12 protein-coding genes are annotated in these 15351 nt (G+C 72.2%); 8 read left to right on the top strand and 4 right to left on the bottom strand.

Features of this window, described 5'->3' with window-relative positions; all coding sequences use genetic code 11:
• Positions 1–116 precede the first annotated feature (116 nt).
• From ABII15_RS18370 to ABII15_RS18355, 4 genes are all read right to left on the bottom strand, one after another.
• A complete protein-coding gene (locus ABII15_RS18370) occupies positions 117–1631 on the bottom strand; it encodes a VCBS repeat-containing protein (protein ID WP_353943413.1) in 1515 nt (504 codons plus the stop codon).
• Positions 1632–1829: 198 nt separating this feature from the next.
• On the bottom strand, positions 1830–3122 hold the full coding sequence (locus ABII15_RS18365; RefSeq protein ID WP_353943412.1) for a VCBS repeat-containing protein: 1293 nt from the start codon (positions 3120–3122) through the stop codon (positions 1830–1832).
• Between the two features lie 151 nt (positions 3123–3273).
• Complete coding sequence (locus tag ABII15_RS18360; RefSeq protein ID WP_353943411.1) at positions 3274–4794, bottom strand: esterase; 1521 nt, start codon at positions 4792–4794, stop codon at positions 3274–3276.
• Between the two features lie 185 nt (positions 4795–4979).
• Positions 4980–7262 (bottom strand): (Fe-S)-binding protein, encoded by a 2283-nt coding sequence (locus tag ABII15_RS18355; RefSeq protein WP_353943410.1) that lies wholly within the window; start codon positions 7260–7262, stop codon positions 4980–4982.
• Between the two features lie 292 nt (positions 7263–7554).
• Here ABII15_RS18355 and ABII15_RS18350 point away from each other — a divergent pair, with 292 nt between their 5' ends.
• The 8 genes from ABII15_RS18350 to grpE all read left to right on the top strand — a co-directional run bounded on the left by ABII15_RS18350 (position 7555) and on the right by grpE (position 15336).
• Positions 7555–8595, top strand: a complete 1041-nt coding sequence (locus ABII15_RS18350; protein ID WP_353943409.1) for an NAD-dependent epimerase/dehydratase family protein — start codon at positions 7555–7557, stop codon at positions 8593–8595.
• A gap of 1 nt (position 8596) precedes the next feature.
• Positions 8597–9655, top strand: a complete 1059-nt coding sequence (locus ABII15_RS18345) for an MraY family glycosyltransferase (protein ID WP_353943408.1) — start codon at positions 8597–8599, stop codon at positions 9653–9655.
• A complete protein-coding gene (locus ABII15_RS18340) occupies positions 9649–10110 on the top strand; it encodes a hypothetical protein (RefSeq protein WP_353943407.1) in 462 nt (153 codons plus the stop codon). The genes ABII15_RS18345 and ABII15_RS18340 overlap by 7 nt, the downstream gene beginning before the upstream one ends.
• Complete coding sequence (locus ABII15_RS18335; protein ID WP_353943406.1) at positions 10107–11036, top strand: glycosyltransferase; 930 nt, start codon at positions 10107–10109, stop codon at positions 11034–11036. The genes ABII15_RS18340 and ABII15_RS18335 overlap by 4 nt, the downstream gene beginning before the upstream one ends.
• Entirely contained in the window at positions 11033–11653 is a 621-nt protein-coding gene (locus ABII15_RS18330; protein ID WP_353943405.1) for a glycosyltransferase, read from the top strand. The genes ABII15_RS18335 and ABII15_RS18330 overlap by 4 nt, the downstream gene beginning before the upstream one ends.
• Complete coding sequence (locus ABII15_RS18325) at positions 11640–12665, top strand: LCP family protein (protein WP_353943404.1); 1026 nt, start codon at positions 11640–11642, stop codon at positions 12663–12665. The genes ABII15_RS18330 and ABII15_RS18325 overlap by 14 nt, the downstream gene beginning before the upstream one ends.
• Before the next feature lie 149 nt (positions 12666–12814).
• Positions 12815–14659, top strand: coding sequence for a molecular chaperone DnaK (gene dnaK / locus ABII15_RS18320; RefSeq protein ID WP_353943403.1), 1845 nt, complete (start codon positions 12815–12817; stop codon positions 14657–14659).
• Complete coding sequence (gene grpE / locus ABII15_RS18315) at positions 14656–15336, top strand: nucleotide exchange factor GrpE (RefSeq protein WP_353943402.1); 681 nt, start codon at positions 14656–14658, stop codon at positions 15334–15336. The genes dnaK and grpE overlap by 4 nt, the downstream gene beginning before the upstream one ends.
• Positions 15337–15351: the final 15 nt, after the last annotated feature.

Below are 15351 nucleotides of genomic sequence, written 5' to 3'. Positions count from 1 at the left end.
ACCTGTTTTTGCCGGGGCCGATGCCGGGCCCGGGGATCGGGCCCGGCATTGCGGCTGAGCTGTGACATCCCCTACGGGGCGTGTGTCACCGGGCCCTTAGGGGGCCGGCCGGTGGATCAGTTGGCCGCGTTCGCGCCGAACTCCGGGTAGCCGGCGGTGTCCACGCCCGCCGCGCTCGCGGAGATGCTGCGCGCACCCGTCGTGGTGATCTTGCTGCCGTTGGACGGGAGGTAGGTGAGCGCGCCGTTGTAGTCGTTCTCGCCGACGGCGCCGACGACCAGGTCGGCCCTGCCGTCCTTGTTGGCGTCGGTGAGCTTCACCTCGCTGCCGAAGAAGTCGTCCTTCTCGTCGCCGCCGGGCACGCCGGCCGTGGACTGGGCGAAGAACTGGGTGCCCGACGCGGTGTTCAGGCCGTTCGCGGAGCCGTACAGGACGGTGACGGCGCCGGTGTTGACGGCGGAGCCGAGGTTCTCGCCGGGGGCGCCGACGACGACGTCCGCGAAGGAGTCGCCGTTGATGTCGCCGAGGGCGAGCTCGCTGCCGAACCAGTCACCGCGCTCCGAACTGCCGGGTACGTCACCGGAGTTCTGGGTGATGTTCGTGACGGCGGCCGGGCCGGACGCCGAGCCGTAGGTGACGTGGATCTGGCCGCCGGTGACGGACTCGGGGACGGTGTAGGTGCTCCCGTCGGGGTTCTTCAGGTTCGGGTCCCATTCCTGGCCGGTGACGATGTCGCCGAAGCTGTCGCCGTTGACGTCGCCGATGCCGGTGATGATGCCGCGCTTGAGCTGCTTGGCGCCGCTCGTGGTCAGGCCGGAGGAGGAGCCGGGAAGGTAGTAGTTGGTGTTCCAGCCCTCGGCGCTGCTGGTCTCGTAGCCGTTGGCGACGAGGTCGGTCTTCCGGTCGCCGTTCACGTCGCCCGCGAAAAGGGTGGCCGGTCCCGCTCCGCTGCCGCTGACGATGTTCGGCTTGACGGTGTAGTGGCCGCCCAGCGAGGCGGACTTGGTCGTGCTGCCCTTGTAGACGTACAGGGTGGAGGAGGACGAGCCGATGGCCAGGTCGTCCTTGCCGTCGCCGTTGAAGTCGCCCGCGGCCAGGGCCTGACCCCAGCGGTCGTGCGAGGAGACGGCGGGGTCGGGGATCGTGGTGCCGCCTGTGAGGCCGCTCGGCGAGCCCCACACGATGGCGACGGTGCCGCCGTCGACGTCGTTGCCGACCTTCTCGTACGACGCGGCGACGGCGAGGTCGTCGTAGCCGTCATGGTTGAAGTCTCCGTAGGCGCTGCTCCACCCGAAGTGGTCGTTCGTCTCGGCGGAGCCGGGGACGCCCGCCGTGTTCTGGCTGATCGTGGACCGCTTGGCGGAGGTGATGCCGCTCGCCGACCCGTACAGGGCCACGATCTGGCCGGCCTCCTTGTGCCCGGACACCGTGGCGTCGCCCGCGGAGACCGCCAGGTCGCCGAAGCCGTCGCCGTTGAAGTCCGCCTGCGGGTGGTGGACGGAGTCGGCCGCGCCCGCCGAGCCCGCGGACGCGGCGAGCAGCCCGCCGGTCAGCGCGGCCGCGGCCGCCGTCGCCGTCGCGAGGCGGATGCGGGCCGGGGAGGTGGCGGGAGTACGTCTGTGCTTGGCCATGCGGTGGGCTCCTGCGCGGGAAAGGGGATGTCTGGCGGACATCCGCGTCGATGAGGTGCCGTTCGGCTGTCGTTTGCCGGGAGTTGTCCCGTGCATGACCTCCAGGTCGGCGAAGAGGAGACTCGTTGGGAGGTACAAGGGTTGTACGGGGGCTGTGAGGAGTTCGGGAAAGAGGGAACCGATGAGAGCCCGGAGCACTCAGGGGGTGATGTCCGCGGTGAACTCGGCCGTCGAGAAGGTGAGTCGGGGCTTCGCCGCCAGCAGTGACGACGTCCGCGCGCCCGCCAGCACCACCACGGAGTCCCTGGCCGGGGCCGACTCCGGGACGCGCTGGACGACCAGGTCGTCCCGCCCGTCGCCGTCGTAGTCGGCGACGGCGATCACCCGGCCGGTGCCCGGGGAGTGCTGCACCACGCGTGTGCCGCCCGCGACCAGGCGGATCTTCCCGTCGCCGGACGCGATCAGGTCCGTACGGCCGTCGCCGTCGAGGTCGGCCGTGTCGAGCGCGGTGCCGGGGACGGCGAGGGTGCGGCCGTTCTTCAGCACGATGCCGTCGGCGGTCATGACGGCCGGGCCGGAGCGGCCGAACGCCACGTCCGTGCCCGTCGGGTAGGCGGGCCCGGCCGTCTGCGGGCCGTTCGGGCCGCCCAGGGCGACGGTCGAGCGGGCGGCGCCGCCGTGGGCGCGGACCAGGACGTCGTCGGTGCCGTCGCCGTTCACGTCGGCCGCGGGGCCCGCAGGAACGTTTCCTGAGGACGGTACGAGGCGGGCCGTGGAGCGCGGGGCGCCGGAACGGGTGAAGGGGCCCGGGAGGAAGGAGAGGCCGCCGTTGCTGGCGTGCACGACGAGGTCGGCCTTGCCGTCGCCGTCGAAGTCGCCGCACACGGGCTGGTCGGGCCAGTCGTTGCCGAGCCGCGCCTTCGCCGGGATCGCGACCTTCACGCCCTTGCCCGCGATTCCGCCCGGCGAGCCGAAGAGGATCTGGAGGGGGACGGGCGGCCGGCCCTGGCCGTCGTAGGGCGGGTCGGTCGACACGACGAGGTCGGTGAAGCCGTCCGCGTTCAGATCGCAGCTCGCCTCGGACGCGAACGCCGCCGGGGTCCGGCCCTTCGTCGTGGCCGCGTACGTGGCCGGGGACAGCAACTGCCGTACGCCCGGGGTCAGTCCGTGCCCCTTCTTCCCGTACACGATGCCGATGCCGGCGTCGTCGCCGAGGCCGTCGTGCGCGAGATCGTCCAGTACGAGGTCGGGGGCGCCGTCCCCGTTGAAATCGGAGGCGGTCCGCGATCCGCTGCCGCGGGGGACGGGCTGTTCGGCTGTACGGGCGTTCTTGCCGGTCAGGGTGGTGGGGCGGGCGCTTGCCGAGGCGGCGGCCGTGTCGTCGGTGCTGCAGCCGGTCAGCGCGGCGAGGAGGATTGCGGCGCTCGTGGTCGCGGTCGCGACGGTGGTGCGTCGCGCCGGGTTTCCTGTGCCGCGTCCTGTGCCTGGCATCGCAACGTCCCCGCTCACCTCATGACTTCACAGCCTCCCCATCATGGCGGGCGTCGGGGGCGGGGTTAAGGGGGGCGGGGTGCCGCGTTCGTCACGTCCGTGGCCACCCCCGGCCGTCAGCCGGACGACGGCCGGGGGTGCCTTGGTGCCGCTAGTCGTCGATCGCCGAGCCGTAGCGGGACGCCGTCGGTGGGGCGTTCAGGGAGGTCGGGCCGTAGGTCCAGGAGTTGGCCGCCGTCACGCCGGAGGGGGTTGCCGAGAAGACCCAGACGATGCCCTCCGCGGCGTTCTCGCCGGGTGCCGAGGCCAGGAGGCCGAAGCGGTGGTCGGCGTTCGGGTCCGTGAAGGCGACCTGCGCGCCGAACTTGTCGCCCTTCTCGGGCACCCCGGGCACCCCGGCCGTGTCCTGGTTGAAGTCCCGTACGCCGGTGGCCGTGAGCCCGCCGGAGGAACCCCGCAGGACCCACACCGCGCCGGCGTCGGCCACGGTCCCGATGTCCTCGCCCGGCGCGCCCACGGCGACGTCGGCGAACCCGTCCCCGTTGGAGTCCCCGACGGAGAGGTCGGCGCCCCACTTGTCACCGCGCTCGTGCGCGCCCGGCACCCCGGGGCTGTCCTGCGTCCACCACTGGGCCTCCCCGGCGGGCCCCGCGTCGGAGCCGTAGTAGACACCGATCATGCCGCCCGCGGTGGACTCCCCGCCCTCGTCGGGCCCCTGGGGCTCGCCGGTGACCAGGTCGTCCTTGCCGTCGCCGTTGATGTCACCGGAGGCGACGACCGGGCCGCCGCGCAGGGCCAGCACGGGCAGCGGGTCGGTGTCGGAGGCGGAGCCCTGAAGGACGTAGGACCAGCCGTGGTTGCTGTCGTCGTCGGCGGAGATGCCGGAGACGACGAGGTCGGCGTAGCCGTTGGCGTCGTAGTCGCCGGTGCTCAGGCCCGTGGGGTCGATGCCGGGCGGTTCCTCGGCGGCGGCCGAGCGGGCCTTGGGCGCCTTGGCCGCGAAGTCGGTGCGGGAGTGCCGTTCGAGGTGCTTGGCGGCGGAGCCGGAGCGCGCGGCCGGGGTGGCCTCGTACTGGAAGAGGGCGACGCCGACGGAGTCGAGGACGGCGACCAGGTCCCCGTCGGTGGTGTCGGTGAAGTGCGCGGCGGCGAGCGCCGAGCCGAAGTGGCGGCCCTTGCCGGGGACGTCGGCCTCCAGGCCGGTGGACTCGGTGCCGACGAGGCCCTTGGGGGTGCCCCACAGGACGACGCCGCCGCCGGAGTCGGCGACGGTGCCCAGGTCCTCGCCGGGCGCGCCGACGATCGCGTCGTCGTAGCCGTCGCCGTCGAGGTCGCCGGTGGCGACGGCCTGTCCGAAGGCGTCGCCGTTCTCGGCGCTGCCCGGCACTCCGGCGGTGTTCTGGCTGAGCACGGCGGCGCGGGAGGTTCCCATGCCGTTCGGGCCGCCGTACTGGACGGTGACGAGTCCGGCGCCGGCGTGGCCGCCGACGGTGGCTCCGGGGGCGCCGACGAGCACGTCGTCGTAGCCGTCGCCGTTGAAGTCGGTGTTGCGGTCGTTGGCGCTGGTGCCGCCGGGGATGCCCGCGTAGGCGGACGGGGCGGCGGCGATGAACGCGCCGGAGAGCAGAAGGAAGGAGGCCGCCGCTAGGGCGGCCGTACGGTTCTTGCGCACGTGCGGCTCCTGAGTCTCTCGTGGAGAAGGAAGGCCGGGCAGCGCGGGGGTATGACCGGCAAAGGGCCCGTTCCTCTGCCGGTGCCTGGTTCGACACGGGATCAGGCGCGAGGGTTGTACGGGACGGGACAAACGAAAGGGCACCCCGTCGGAACGGGGTGCCCTCAAGTGGCGTACGGAGTCGGTTACTTGACCGGCTCGGGCTCCGGCGCGTCCTCGGACTCCGGCTCGCCCGCCGGGTCGGCCGGCGTCTTGACCGAGTCGAGCAGCAGCTGGGCGACGTCGACGACCTGGACGGACTCCTTGGCCTTGCCGTCGTTCTTCTTGCCGTTGACCGAGTCGGTCAGCATGACGAGGCAGAACGGGCAGGCCGTCGAGACGATGTCGGGGTTCAGCGAGAGGGCTTCGTCGACGCGCTCGTTGTTGATGCGCTTGCCGATCCGCTCCTCCATCCACATCCGCGCGCCACCGGCGCCACAGCAGAAGCCGCGCTCCTTGTGGCGGTGCATCTCCTCGTTGCGCAGGCCGGGGACCTTGCCGATGATCTCGCGCGGCGGCGTGTAGATCTTGTTGTGGCGGCCCAGGTAGCACGGGTCGTGGTACGTGATGATGCCCTCGACCGGGGTGACGGGCACGAGCTTGCCCTCGTCCACCAGGTGCTGGAGCAGCTGGGTGTGGTGGATGACCTCGTAGTCGCCGCCGATCTGCGGGTACTCGTTGCCGATCGTGTTGAGGCAGTGCGGGCAGGTCGCGACGATCTTCTTGGCCGTCTTCGGCTTCTTCGACTCGTCGGTGACCTTGCCGTCGTCGTCGTACTCCTCGCCGAAGGCCATGTTCAGCGCCATGACGTTCTCCTGGCCGAGCTGCTGGAACAGCGGCTCGTTGCCGAGGCGGCGGGCGGAGTCACCGGTGCACTTCTCGTCGCCGCCCATGATCGCGAACTTGACGCCCGCGATGTTGAGCAGCTCGGCGAAGGCCTTCGTCGTCTTCTTGGCGCGGTCTTCGAGTGCGCCCGCGCAGCCGACCCAGTAGAGGTACTCGACCTCGGTGAGGTCCTCGATGTCCTTGCCGACGACCGGCACCTCGAAGTCGAGCTCCTTGAGCCACTCCAGGCGCTGCTTCTTCGCCAGGCCCCAGGGGTTGCCCTTCTTCTCCAGGTTCTTGAGCATCGTGCCCGCCTCGGACGGGAACGCGGACTCGATCATCACCTGGTAGCGGCGCATGTCGACGATGTGGTCGATGTGCTCGATGTCGACCGGGCACTGCTCGACGCAGGCGCCGCAGGTGGTGCAGGACCACAGGACGTCCGGGTCGATGACGCCGTTCTCCTCGTGCGTCCCGATCAGCGGGCGCTCGGCCTCGGCGAGAGCCGCCGCCGGTACGTCCTTCAGCTGCTCCTCGGTCGCCTGCTCCTCGCCCTCCATCGACTTGCCGCCACCGGCGAGCAGGTAGGGGGCCTTGGCGTGCGCGTGGTCGCGCAGCGACATGATCAGCAGCTTCGGGGAGAGCGGCTTGCCGGTGTTCCAGGCGGGGCACTGCGACTGGCAGCGGCCGCACTCGGTGCAGGTGGAGAAGTCGAGCAGGCCCTTCCAGGAGAACTGCTCGACCTGGGAGACGCCGAAGACGGCGTCCTCGGCCGGGTCCTCCCAGTCGATCGCCTCGCCCTTGGAGGTCATCGGCAGCAGCGCGCCCAGCGAGGTGTCGCCGTCGGCCTTGCGCTTGAACCAGATGTTCGGGAAGGCGAGGAAGCGGTGCCAGGCGACACCCATGTCGGTCTTCAGGGCGACCGTGATCATCCAGATGAAGGAGGTCGCGATCTTCAGGCCGGCGAAGAAGTACGTGAGGTTCTGGAGCGTGGAGACGTCCAGGCCCGACAGCGCGTCGACCACGGGGTACGAGATGAAGAACGAGGCCTCGTAGCCGTCGACGTGGTGCTGGGCGCCTTCGAGGGCGTGCAGCATGAAGATGCAGACGCCGACGATGAGGATGACGGCCTCGACGAAGTACGCCTGGCCGAAGTTCGACCCGGCGAAGCGGGACTTGCGGCCCGGCTTGTCGGGGCGGCTCAGCTGGCGGATGACGATGAGGACCGCGATGCCGAGGATCGTCATGGTGCCGATGAACTCGACGAACATGTTGTACGGCGCCCACTCGCCGATGATCGGCAGCAGCCAGTCGGCCTGGAACAGCTGGCCGATGGCGTTGACGATCGTCAGCAGCAGCGAGAAGAAGCCCACCGCCACGAACCAGTGCGCGACACCGACGACGCCCCAGCGGTTCATCCGGGTGTGGCCGAGGAACTCCTTGGCCACGGTCACGGTGCGCTGGACGGGTTCGTCGGTGCGGGTGCCTGCGGGGACGTTCTGGCCGAGCCGCATGAAGCGGTAGATCTGGGCGATGGCCCGGACGAACAGGGCTACGCCGACCACGATCAGGGCCAGCGACACGATGATCGCGGCGAGTTGCATTTTGGGGGCTCCTCGGGCCTGCGAGGGGAGTCTTCTCGGGACAGGTGGTGATTACTAAGCGGTAACTTATGCAGTCCGTCTGAGACTACCCACTTACGCAATCGCAATGTAGTCGGCGCCGTGGTGATCTGCGTCGCTGAGGGTCCCCTCACGCGGCGCCGGTGCCGGGCCAAAGCTGATCGTGTTATTCGCCCCATATTTGGACATAACGGAATAACTTATGTAGGGCTCCGGGTGGGCGCGACCCACCGTTGTCACCCCGACACCGCACCCGCAACTCACCGAGGGGCCCATGACGACCGCACCTCTGACACACCTGGTCACCGGCGGCGCGGGCTTCATCGGCTCGCATCTGACGGACGCGCTCCTCGCGCAGGGCCACACCGTCGTCGTCCTGGACGACCTGTCCACCGGGGACCGCGCCAACATCGCCCACGCCTGGCCCGACCCGCGGCTGCGCTTCGTGCGCGGCTCCGTCCTCGACGCCCGGCTCGTCGACGAACTCACCGCCCGCTGCGACCGCGTGACCCACCTGGCCGCCGCCACCGGTGTCCGGCACACCGCCGAACAGCCCCTGCGGTCCTTCACCACGACCGTGCGCGGCACCGAGCACGTCGTCGGCGCCGCCCACCGCCACGGCCGCCCCCTGCTGCTCGCCTCCACCGGCGAGATCTACGGGAAGAACGGCGCCGGCCCGGTCGCCGAGACCGCCAACCGGATCCTCGGCCCGACCACCGTCGCCCGCTGGGCGTACCCCACGGCCAAGGCCGTCGACGAACTCTTCGCGCTCGGCCACCACCGCGAGTACGGCCTCCCGGTCACCGTGGCCCGCCTGTTCGCCACGGCGGGCCCGCGCCAGTCGCCCGCGTACGGCACCGTCGTGCCCCGGCTCGCCGCGCAGGCCGTCGCCGGACAGCCGCTCACCGTCCACGGCGACGGCACCCAGCGCCGCTGCTTCGCACACGTCGCCGACGTCGTCGACGCGCTGCTGCGACTGCTCGGCCACCCCGGCGCGAACGGCGAGGTCTTCAACGTCGGCAGCGCCGAGGAGACCACCATCGGCGACCTCGCGGGCATCGTCGTCGAACGCGCGGGCTCCCCCTCGCCGCTGCGGTTCATCCCGTACGAGGAGGTGTACGGCGGCGCCGGGAGCGGCTTCGAGGAACCCGACCGGCGCATCCCCGACACCCGCAAACTGCGCGAACTCACCGGCTGGGAGCCGCGCCGGGGCCTCGTCGACATCGTGGACGCGGCGCTGCTCGACGCGGGCGGCGCCTTCCCCGGCCCCGCCGCCCCGGCGCTCTTCCCGCCCGCCGCACAGGTCCGGGCCTGACGTGCTGTACGGAGCGGCCGCCGCCGCGACCGCGCTGCTGCTCACCGCCGCCCTCGCCGCGGCCCTGCGCACCCTCGCCCTGCGCGTGGCCCGGCCCGTGAAGGCGGCCCGGGGCAGGACCAGGACCGCCCCGCGCGTCGGCGGGGTCGCCGTCGCCGCGGCCATCGGCGCCGTCGCGGCCGTGGGCGCCGCCACCGGGCTCGCCCCGCTCGGCTCCGGCACCGCCACCCTCCTGCTCGCCGCGGGCGCCGTCGCCGTGCTCGGGCTGCTGCACGATCTGCGGCCGATGGGGGCGCGGGCCCGGGTCATCGTGCAGGCGGGCGCGGCGACCGCCGTCGTGCACGGCACCCAGCTCGGCCTCGTCACCGGCGCGCTCGCGGTGCTGTGGATCGTCTTCGTGGCCAACGCCTTCCAGCTGCTCGACAACTCCGACGGCGCTGTCGGCACGGTCGGCGTCGTCACCGCGCTCGGCCTGTGCGTGGGCGCCGGGGTCGCGGGCAACGGCTCGCTGGCCGTGGTCCTCGCGCTGCTCGCCGCCTCGCTCACCGGATTCCTCATGCACAACTGGCATCCCGCGCGCGTGGTGCTCGGCGACAGCGGCGCCCTGTTCACCGGGTTCCTCGTGGCGTGCGCGGCGCTGACCGTGACCGCCGGGCACGAGGAACCCGCGACGCCGGCCGTGCTGTTCGCGGTGACCGCGGTGGCCACCACCGACACGGTGCTCGTCATGGTCTCCCGCCGCCGGGCCGGGCGCGGGCTGCTGCGCGGCGGCACCGACCACATCGCCCACCGGCTGCGCCGCCTGGGCCTGACCGCGCGCGGCGTCGCCGTCGTGCTCGGCGCCGCCACCGCCCTCACCACGGTGACCGGAGTGCTGCCGCACGGCGGCGCCCTCGGCGCGGCGGTGGCGTGGTGGCCGGTCGTGGCGGCCGCCGTCGCGGTGGTGCTGCTGCTGCGCGTGCCGGTGTACGCGGCGGTCCGGCGGGCCGGACCGGGGGTGACCTGGGAACTGGGGGGAACCGGGGGAGCCATGGGACGCAAGGGAGCAGAGAGATGCTGAGCTTCGGCCGGACGCGCCGCCTGGTGCGCCAGCTCGACCGCCACGAGATCGACCTGGTGCTGGAGTCGGGCCGCCCCGACGGTGCCTTCGGGCGCGCGCTGCGGCGCGCGGGCTACCGGGGCCGGATCGTGTCGTTCGAACCGTTCGGCGGCGACCGGGCCGGGGTGCGCAGGGCCGCCGCCCGCGACACCGCCTGGCAGGTGCTGCCGTACGCGCTCGGGGACCGGGACAGCGCCTGGATCCGGCGGCTCGACGGGATGTGGGAGGACGTCGTCGCGCCCGGCGAGCGGGTGCTGCTGCACGTCGGCCACCGGCCCGAACTGCCCGAGGCCGTCGCGGGCGCCGGCGAGTTCGGCGACGACCTGACCCTCGTACGGGAGGAGTCCGGGGACGATCTGACGCTCGCGCGCTTCGGGCTCGGGGACCACCTGGCGCCCGCGACGGCCCGCGCATGAGGGTCGCGCTCGTCCACGGCTTCTCCGGGGCGTCCGTGCCCGGCGGCGAGGACGACGCCGTCCTCGACCAGGCCGCCGCGCTGACCCGCGCCGGTCACGAGGTGCGGCTGGTCCGGGCCGGTGCCGGACGGGACACCGCGGAGGAGCTGCGGGCGTTCGCGCCGGACGTGGTGCACGTCCACCAGCTGACCCCCGGCGCCGAGCGGGCCCGGGTCGCCGAGTGGGCCGGGCCGCTGGTGGTGACGCTGCACCGGCACCGGCCGCCGCTGCGGGACCCGCTGCTGCGCCGCGCCGACCGGGCGGTGGTGCTGTCCGAGCCGAGCCGGGACGGCTGGCTCGCGGCCGGGATGCCGCCCGAGCGGCTCGCCCTGATCCCCGACCACGTCCCGCCGGTGCCGGACCCGGGCCCGGCCGAGCGGGCGGCGTGGGTGTGCGTCGGGCGGCTCGCCGTGGAGCGCGGGATCCTCGGCCTGCTGCGGCGCTGGCCCGCCCGGTGCCGCCTGGACGTCGTGGGCACGGGCCCGCTGGAGCGCGAGTGCCGGGCCGCGGCGCCGCCCTCCGTCCGGTTCCTCGGGGTGGGCGAGCGGGGCGCCCTGCGCCGGTCGCTGACCGGGTACCGGGGCCTGGTCTTCCCCAGCCGCTGGCACGACGGCGCCGTCCCGCTGATCTATCTGGAGGCGCTGGCGGCGGGGCTGCCCGTGCTCGCCTTCGAGGGCTCGGCCGTGCCCCGCGCGGTCCGCGCCGAGGGCACCGGCACCGTCACCGCCCCGGACGCCCCGCTGCCCGCCGCGCTCGCCGCCGCCGACCGGATCTTCCCGACCCTGCGCGAACACTGCCGCTCGGTCCACGCCAAGCGGTACGGGGAGCCGGTGTGGGTGGAGCGCACCGAGCGCCTGTACGCCGCCGTCGTACGGGAGCGCGCGTGAGCGCCCCGGGCGCGCTGGCCGCCGCCCGGGACCGGATCACCGAGGAGCGGGTGCGGGACGTACGGGCGCGGTACGGGCTGCGGCCCGGGCTCACCGGGCTGTACGCGGGTGGGCTCGACGCCGCCGACCGGGTGCCGTTCCTGCTGGCCGCCGCCGACCGGGCCGCCGCGCTGCTGCCCGGGTTCCGGCTGCTCGTCGCCGGAGACGGGGAGCTGCGGGCGGCCGTCGAGCGGCACGGGGCGCACGTCGTACGGGTGGCGGACGCCGCGGCGGACGACCGCAGGGCGCTGCTCGGGGCGGCGGCCGACGTGCTGCTCGCACCCGGCGCCGTGGGCGGGCTCGCCGCCGACTCGTTCGCGCTGCGCACCCCGCTGGTGGTCACGGATCGGGCGGGCACCGGCGCCGGGTTCGGCTGTCTGGAGGACGGCCGCAACGCCGTCGTCGCCCCCGACGACCCGGACGCCTACGGCGCGGCCGTCGCCGAACTCCTCACCCGGCCACGGCGGTTGGCGTGCCTGCGGCGCGCCTGCCGGGCCGACGCGCAGCGGTACACGGTCGAGGGGAGGACGGCTCGGGCGGCGTACGGCGTGGAAGAGCTTGTGCATGGCATTCCGTGATCTCCTCCCGGCCCGGCGCTGGGTGCGCCGCACGCTGCTCGTCCTCGTCCTGCTGCTGACCGCCGCGGCGGGCGCGGGCGCGTGGGCGTACGCCCGGCTCGACGGCAACATCCGCACCGACGAGGCCACCGACCGGGCCCTGGACGCGGATCACCACCGGCGGCCCGCGGCCCTGCGCGCGGGCGCCCAGAACATCCTGGTCATGGGCTCCGACATCGAGGCCACGAAGGACAGCCAGCGCTCGGACACCACGATGCTGCTGCACCTGTCGGCGGACCGGAAGCGGGCCGCGCTGGTGAGCGTGCCGCGCGATCTGATGGTCGACATCCCGGACTGCGAGCTGCCCGACGGGGAGCGCAGCGAGCCCGAGTACGCGCAGTTCAACTGGGCCTTCGAGCGGGGCGGCGCGGCCTGCGCGATCCGTACCTTCGAGGACCTGACGGGGGTCCGCGTCGATCACCACATGGTGGTCGACTTCACCGGGTTCGAGAAGGTCGTGGACGCGCTCGGCGGCGTCGACGTGAAGGTGCCGCAGCGGATGCGGGTGCCCGGCGGCAAGGTCGTCCTCGACGAGGGCGAGCAGCACCTGACCGGTGAGCAGGCGCTGGTCTTCGTCCGGGGCCGGACCGGGGTCGGCGACGGCAGTGATCTGCAGCGCATCGAGCGGCAGAAGGAGTTCGTGCGGCTGCTGCTCGGGCAGGTGCGCAGGGCGGGGCTGCTGGACCACACCTCGCGGCTGTACCCGGTGCTGGACGCGGCGACCTCCTCGGTGACCGCCGACCGTGGCCTGGACTCGCTGGGCGAGCTGTACGGGCTCGCGGAGGCGGCGGGCCAGGTGCCGGCGGCGCGGACCGCGATCGTCACCGTGCCGAGCGTCGAGCACCCGGACTACTGGGGCCGCTACATGCCGGTCGAGGATCAGTCGGAGGCGCTTTTCGAGGCGTTGCGGGAGGACGAGGAGCTGCCCGCGCACCTCTACAACGCCTATGACCCGGACAACGACGAGCTCTGAAACCGCAGGTCAGGCAGGGTTTTCCGGCCGCATTGCGGATAAGGAGGAGATGAAAGTTGAGTGGGGTCGACTCAGGTCTGTTGACTCTGAGGCGAGTGTCGTGCACTCTTGAGTCAGATCCACTCAAGTAAGCATCTGGAGGACCCGAAATGGCACGTGCGGTCGGCATCGACCTGGGCACGACTAACTCCGTCGTCAGCGTTCTCGAAGGCGGCGAGCCCACCGTCATCACGAACGCGGAGGGCGCCAGGACCACGCCGTCCGTCGTCGCCTTCGCGAAGAACGGCGAGGTGCTGGTCGGCGAGGTCGCCAAGCGCCAGGCGGTCACGAACGTGGACCGGACGATCCGCTCGGTCAAGCGCCACATGGGCACTGACTGGACGATCGACCTGGACGGCAAGACCTTCAACCCGCAGCAGATGAGCGCCTTCATCCTGCAGAAGCTGAAGCGGGACGCCGAGGCGTACCTGGGCGAGAAGGTCGCGGACGCGGTCATCACCGTCCCGGCGTACTTCAACGACTCGGAGCGCCAGGCGACGAAGGAGGCCGGCGAGATCGCGGGCCTGAACGTCCTGCGTATTGTCAATGAGCCGACGGCCGCCGCCCTGGCCTACGGTCTCGACAAGGACGACCAGACCATTCTCGTCTTCGACCTCGGTGGCGGCACCTTCGACGTCTCGCTCCTCGAGATCGGCGACGGCGTCGTCGAGGTGAAGGCCACGAACGGCGACAACCACCTCGGTGGTGACGACTGGGACCAGCGCGTCGTCGACTACCTGGTCAAGCAGTTCAACAACGGCCACGGCGTGGACCTGTCGAAGGACAAGATGGCGCTCCAGCGCCTGCGCGAGGCCGCCGAGAAGGCGAAGATCGAGCTCTCGTCCTCGACCGAGACCACGATCAACCTGCCCTACATCACGGCGTCCGCCGAGGGCCCGCTGCACCTGGACGAGAAGCTCACGCGCGCCCAGTTCCAGCAGCTCACGTCCGACCTGCTGGAGCGCTGCAAGACGCCGTTCCACAACGTCATCAAGGACGCGGGCATCAACCTGTCGGAGATCGACCACGTCGTTCTCGTCGGTGGCTCGACCCGTATGCCGGCCGTCGCCGAGCTCGTCAAGGAGCTGACCGGCGGCAAGGAGGCCAACAAGGGTGTGAACCCGGACGAGGTCGTCGCCATCGGTGCCGCCCTCCAGGCCGGTGTCCTCAAGGGCGAGGTCAAGGACGTCCTGCTGCTCGACGTCACCCCGCTGTCGCTCGGTATCGAGACCAAGGGCGGCATCATGACGAAGCTCATCGAGCGCAACACCACGATCCCGACCAAGCGCTCCGAGATCTTCACGACGGCCGAGGACAACCAGCCGTCGGTGCAGATCCAGGTCTACCAGGGCGAGCGCGAGATCGCGGCGTACAACAAGAAGCTCGGGATGTTCGAGCTGACCGGTCTGCCGCCGGCCCCGCGCGGTGTCCCGCAGATCGAGGTCGCCTTCGACATCGACGCCAACGGCATCATGCACGTGACCGCGAAGGACCTGGGCACGGGCAAGGAGCAGAAGATGACCGTCACCGGTGGCTCCTCGCTGCCGAAGGACGAGGTCAACCGGATGCGCGAAGAGGCCGAGAAGTACGCGGAGGAGGACCACGCCCGCCGCGAGGCCGCCGAGTCGCGCAACCAGGGCGAGCAGCTCGTCTACCAGACGGAGAAGTTCCTCGCCGACAACGCCGACAAGGTCCCCGGCGACGTGAAGACCGAGGTCGAGGAGGCCGTCACCGAGCTGAAGGAGAAGCTCAAGGGCGACGACTCGGCCGAGATCCGCACCGCCACCGAGAAGGTCGCCGCCGTCTCGCAGAAGCTGGGCCAGGCCATGTACGCCGACGCCCAGGGTGCGCAGGCCGCCGGTGGCGAGGCCCCGCAGGGTGACGCCAAGGCCGCCGACGACGACGTCGTGGATGCCGAGATCGTCGACGAGGACCGCAAGGACGGTGCCGCGTGACGGAGGAGACCCCGGGCTTCGAGGAGAACGAGAAGCCTGACGTCCCCTCCGGCGCCACCTCCGACGACGCCGAGCCGAAGACCGCGCCCTCCGAGAAGGAGGGCGCGGCCCCGGCCGGGGACTCAGCTTCCAGCAACCAGAGTGCCCAAGACGTGGCCCTGACGGCGCAGCTGGACCAGGTGCGGACCGCGCTCAGCGAGCGCACCACGGACCTCCAGCGCCTCCAGGCCGAGTACCAGAACTACCGTCGCCGGGTGGAGCGGGACCGCGTCACGGTCAAGGAGATCGCCGTCGCGAACCTCCTGTCCGAGCTGCTTCCCGTCCTCGACGACATCGGCCGCGCCCGTGAGCACGGCGAACTCGTCGGCGGCTTCAAGTCCGTCGCCGAGTCGCTGGAGACGGTCGCCGCCAAGATGGGCCTTCAGCAGTTCGGCAAGGAGGGCGAGCCCTTCGACCCGACCGTGCACGAGGCCCTGATGCACAGCTACGCGCCGGACGTCACCGAGACGACCTGCGTGGCGATCCTGCAGCCGGGCTACCGGATCGGCGAGCGCACCATCCGCCCCGCGCGGGTGGCGGTCGCGGAGCCGCAGCCGGGCGCGCAGACCGTCAAGTCCGACGACGCGTCCGACAGCAAGGACGCCGAGAAGGAGACCGGTGGCCCGGACGAGGGCTGACCGTGACCAGGTGCC

The organism is Streptomyces sp. HUAS MG91 (genome assembly GCF_040529335.1).
GTDB classification, from domain to species: Bacteria; Actinomycetota; Actinomycetes; order Streptomycetales; family Streptomycetaceae; genus Streptomyces; species Streptomyces tabacisoli.
This window is presented reverse-complemented; position numbering and strand designations above follow the sequence as displayed.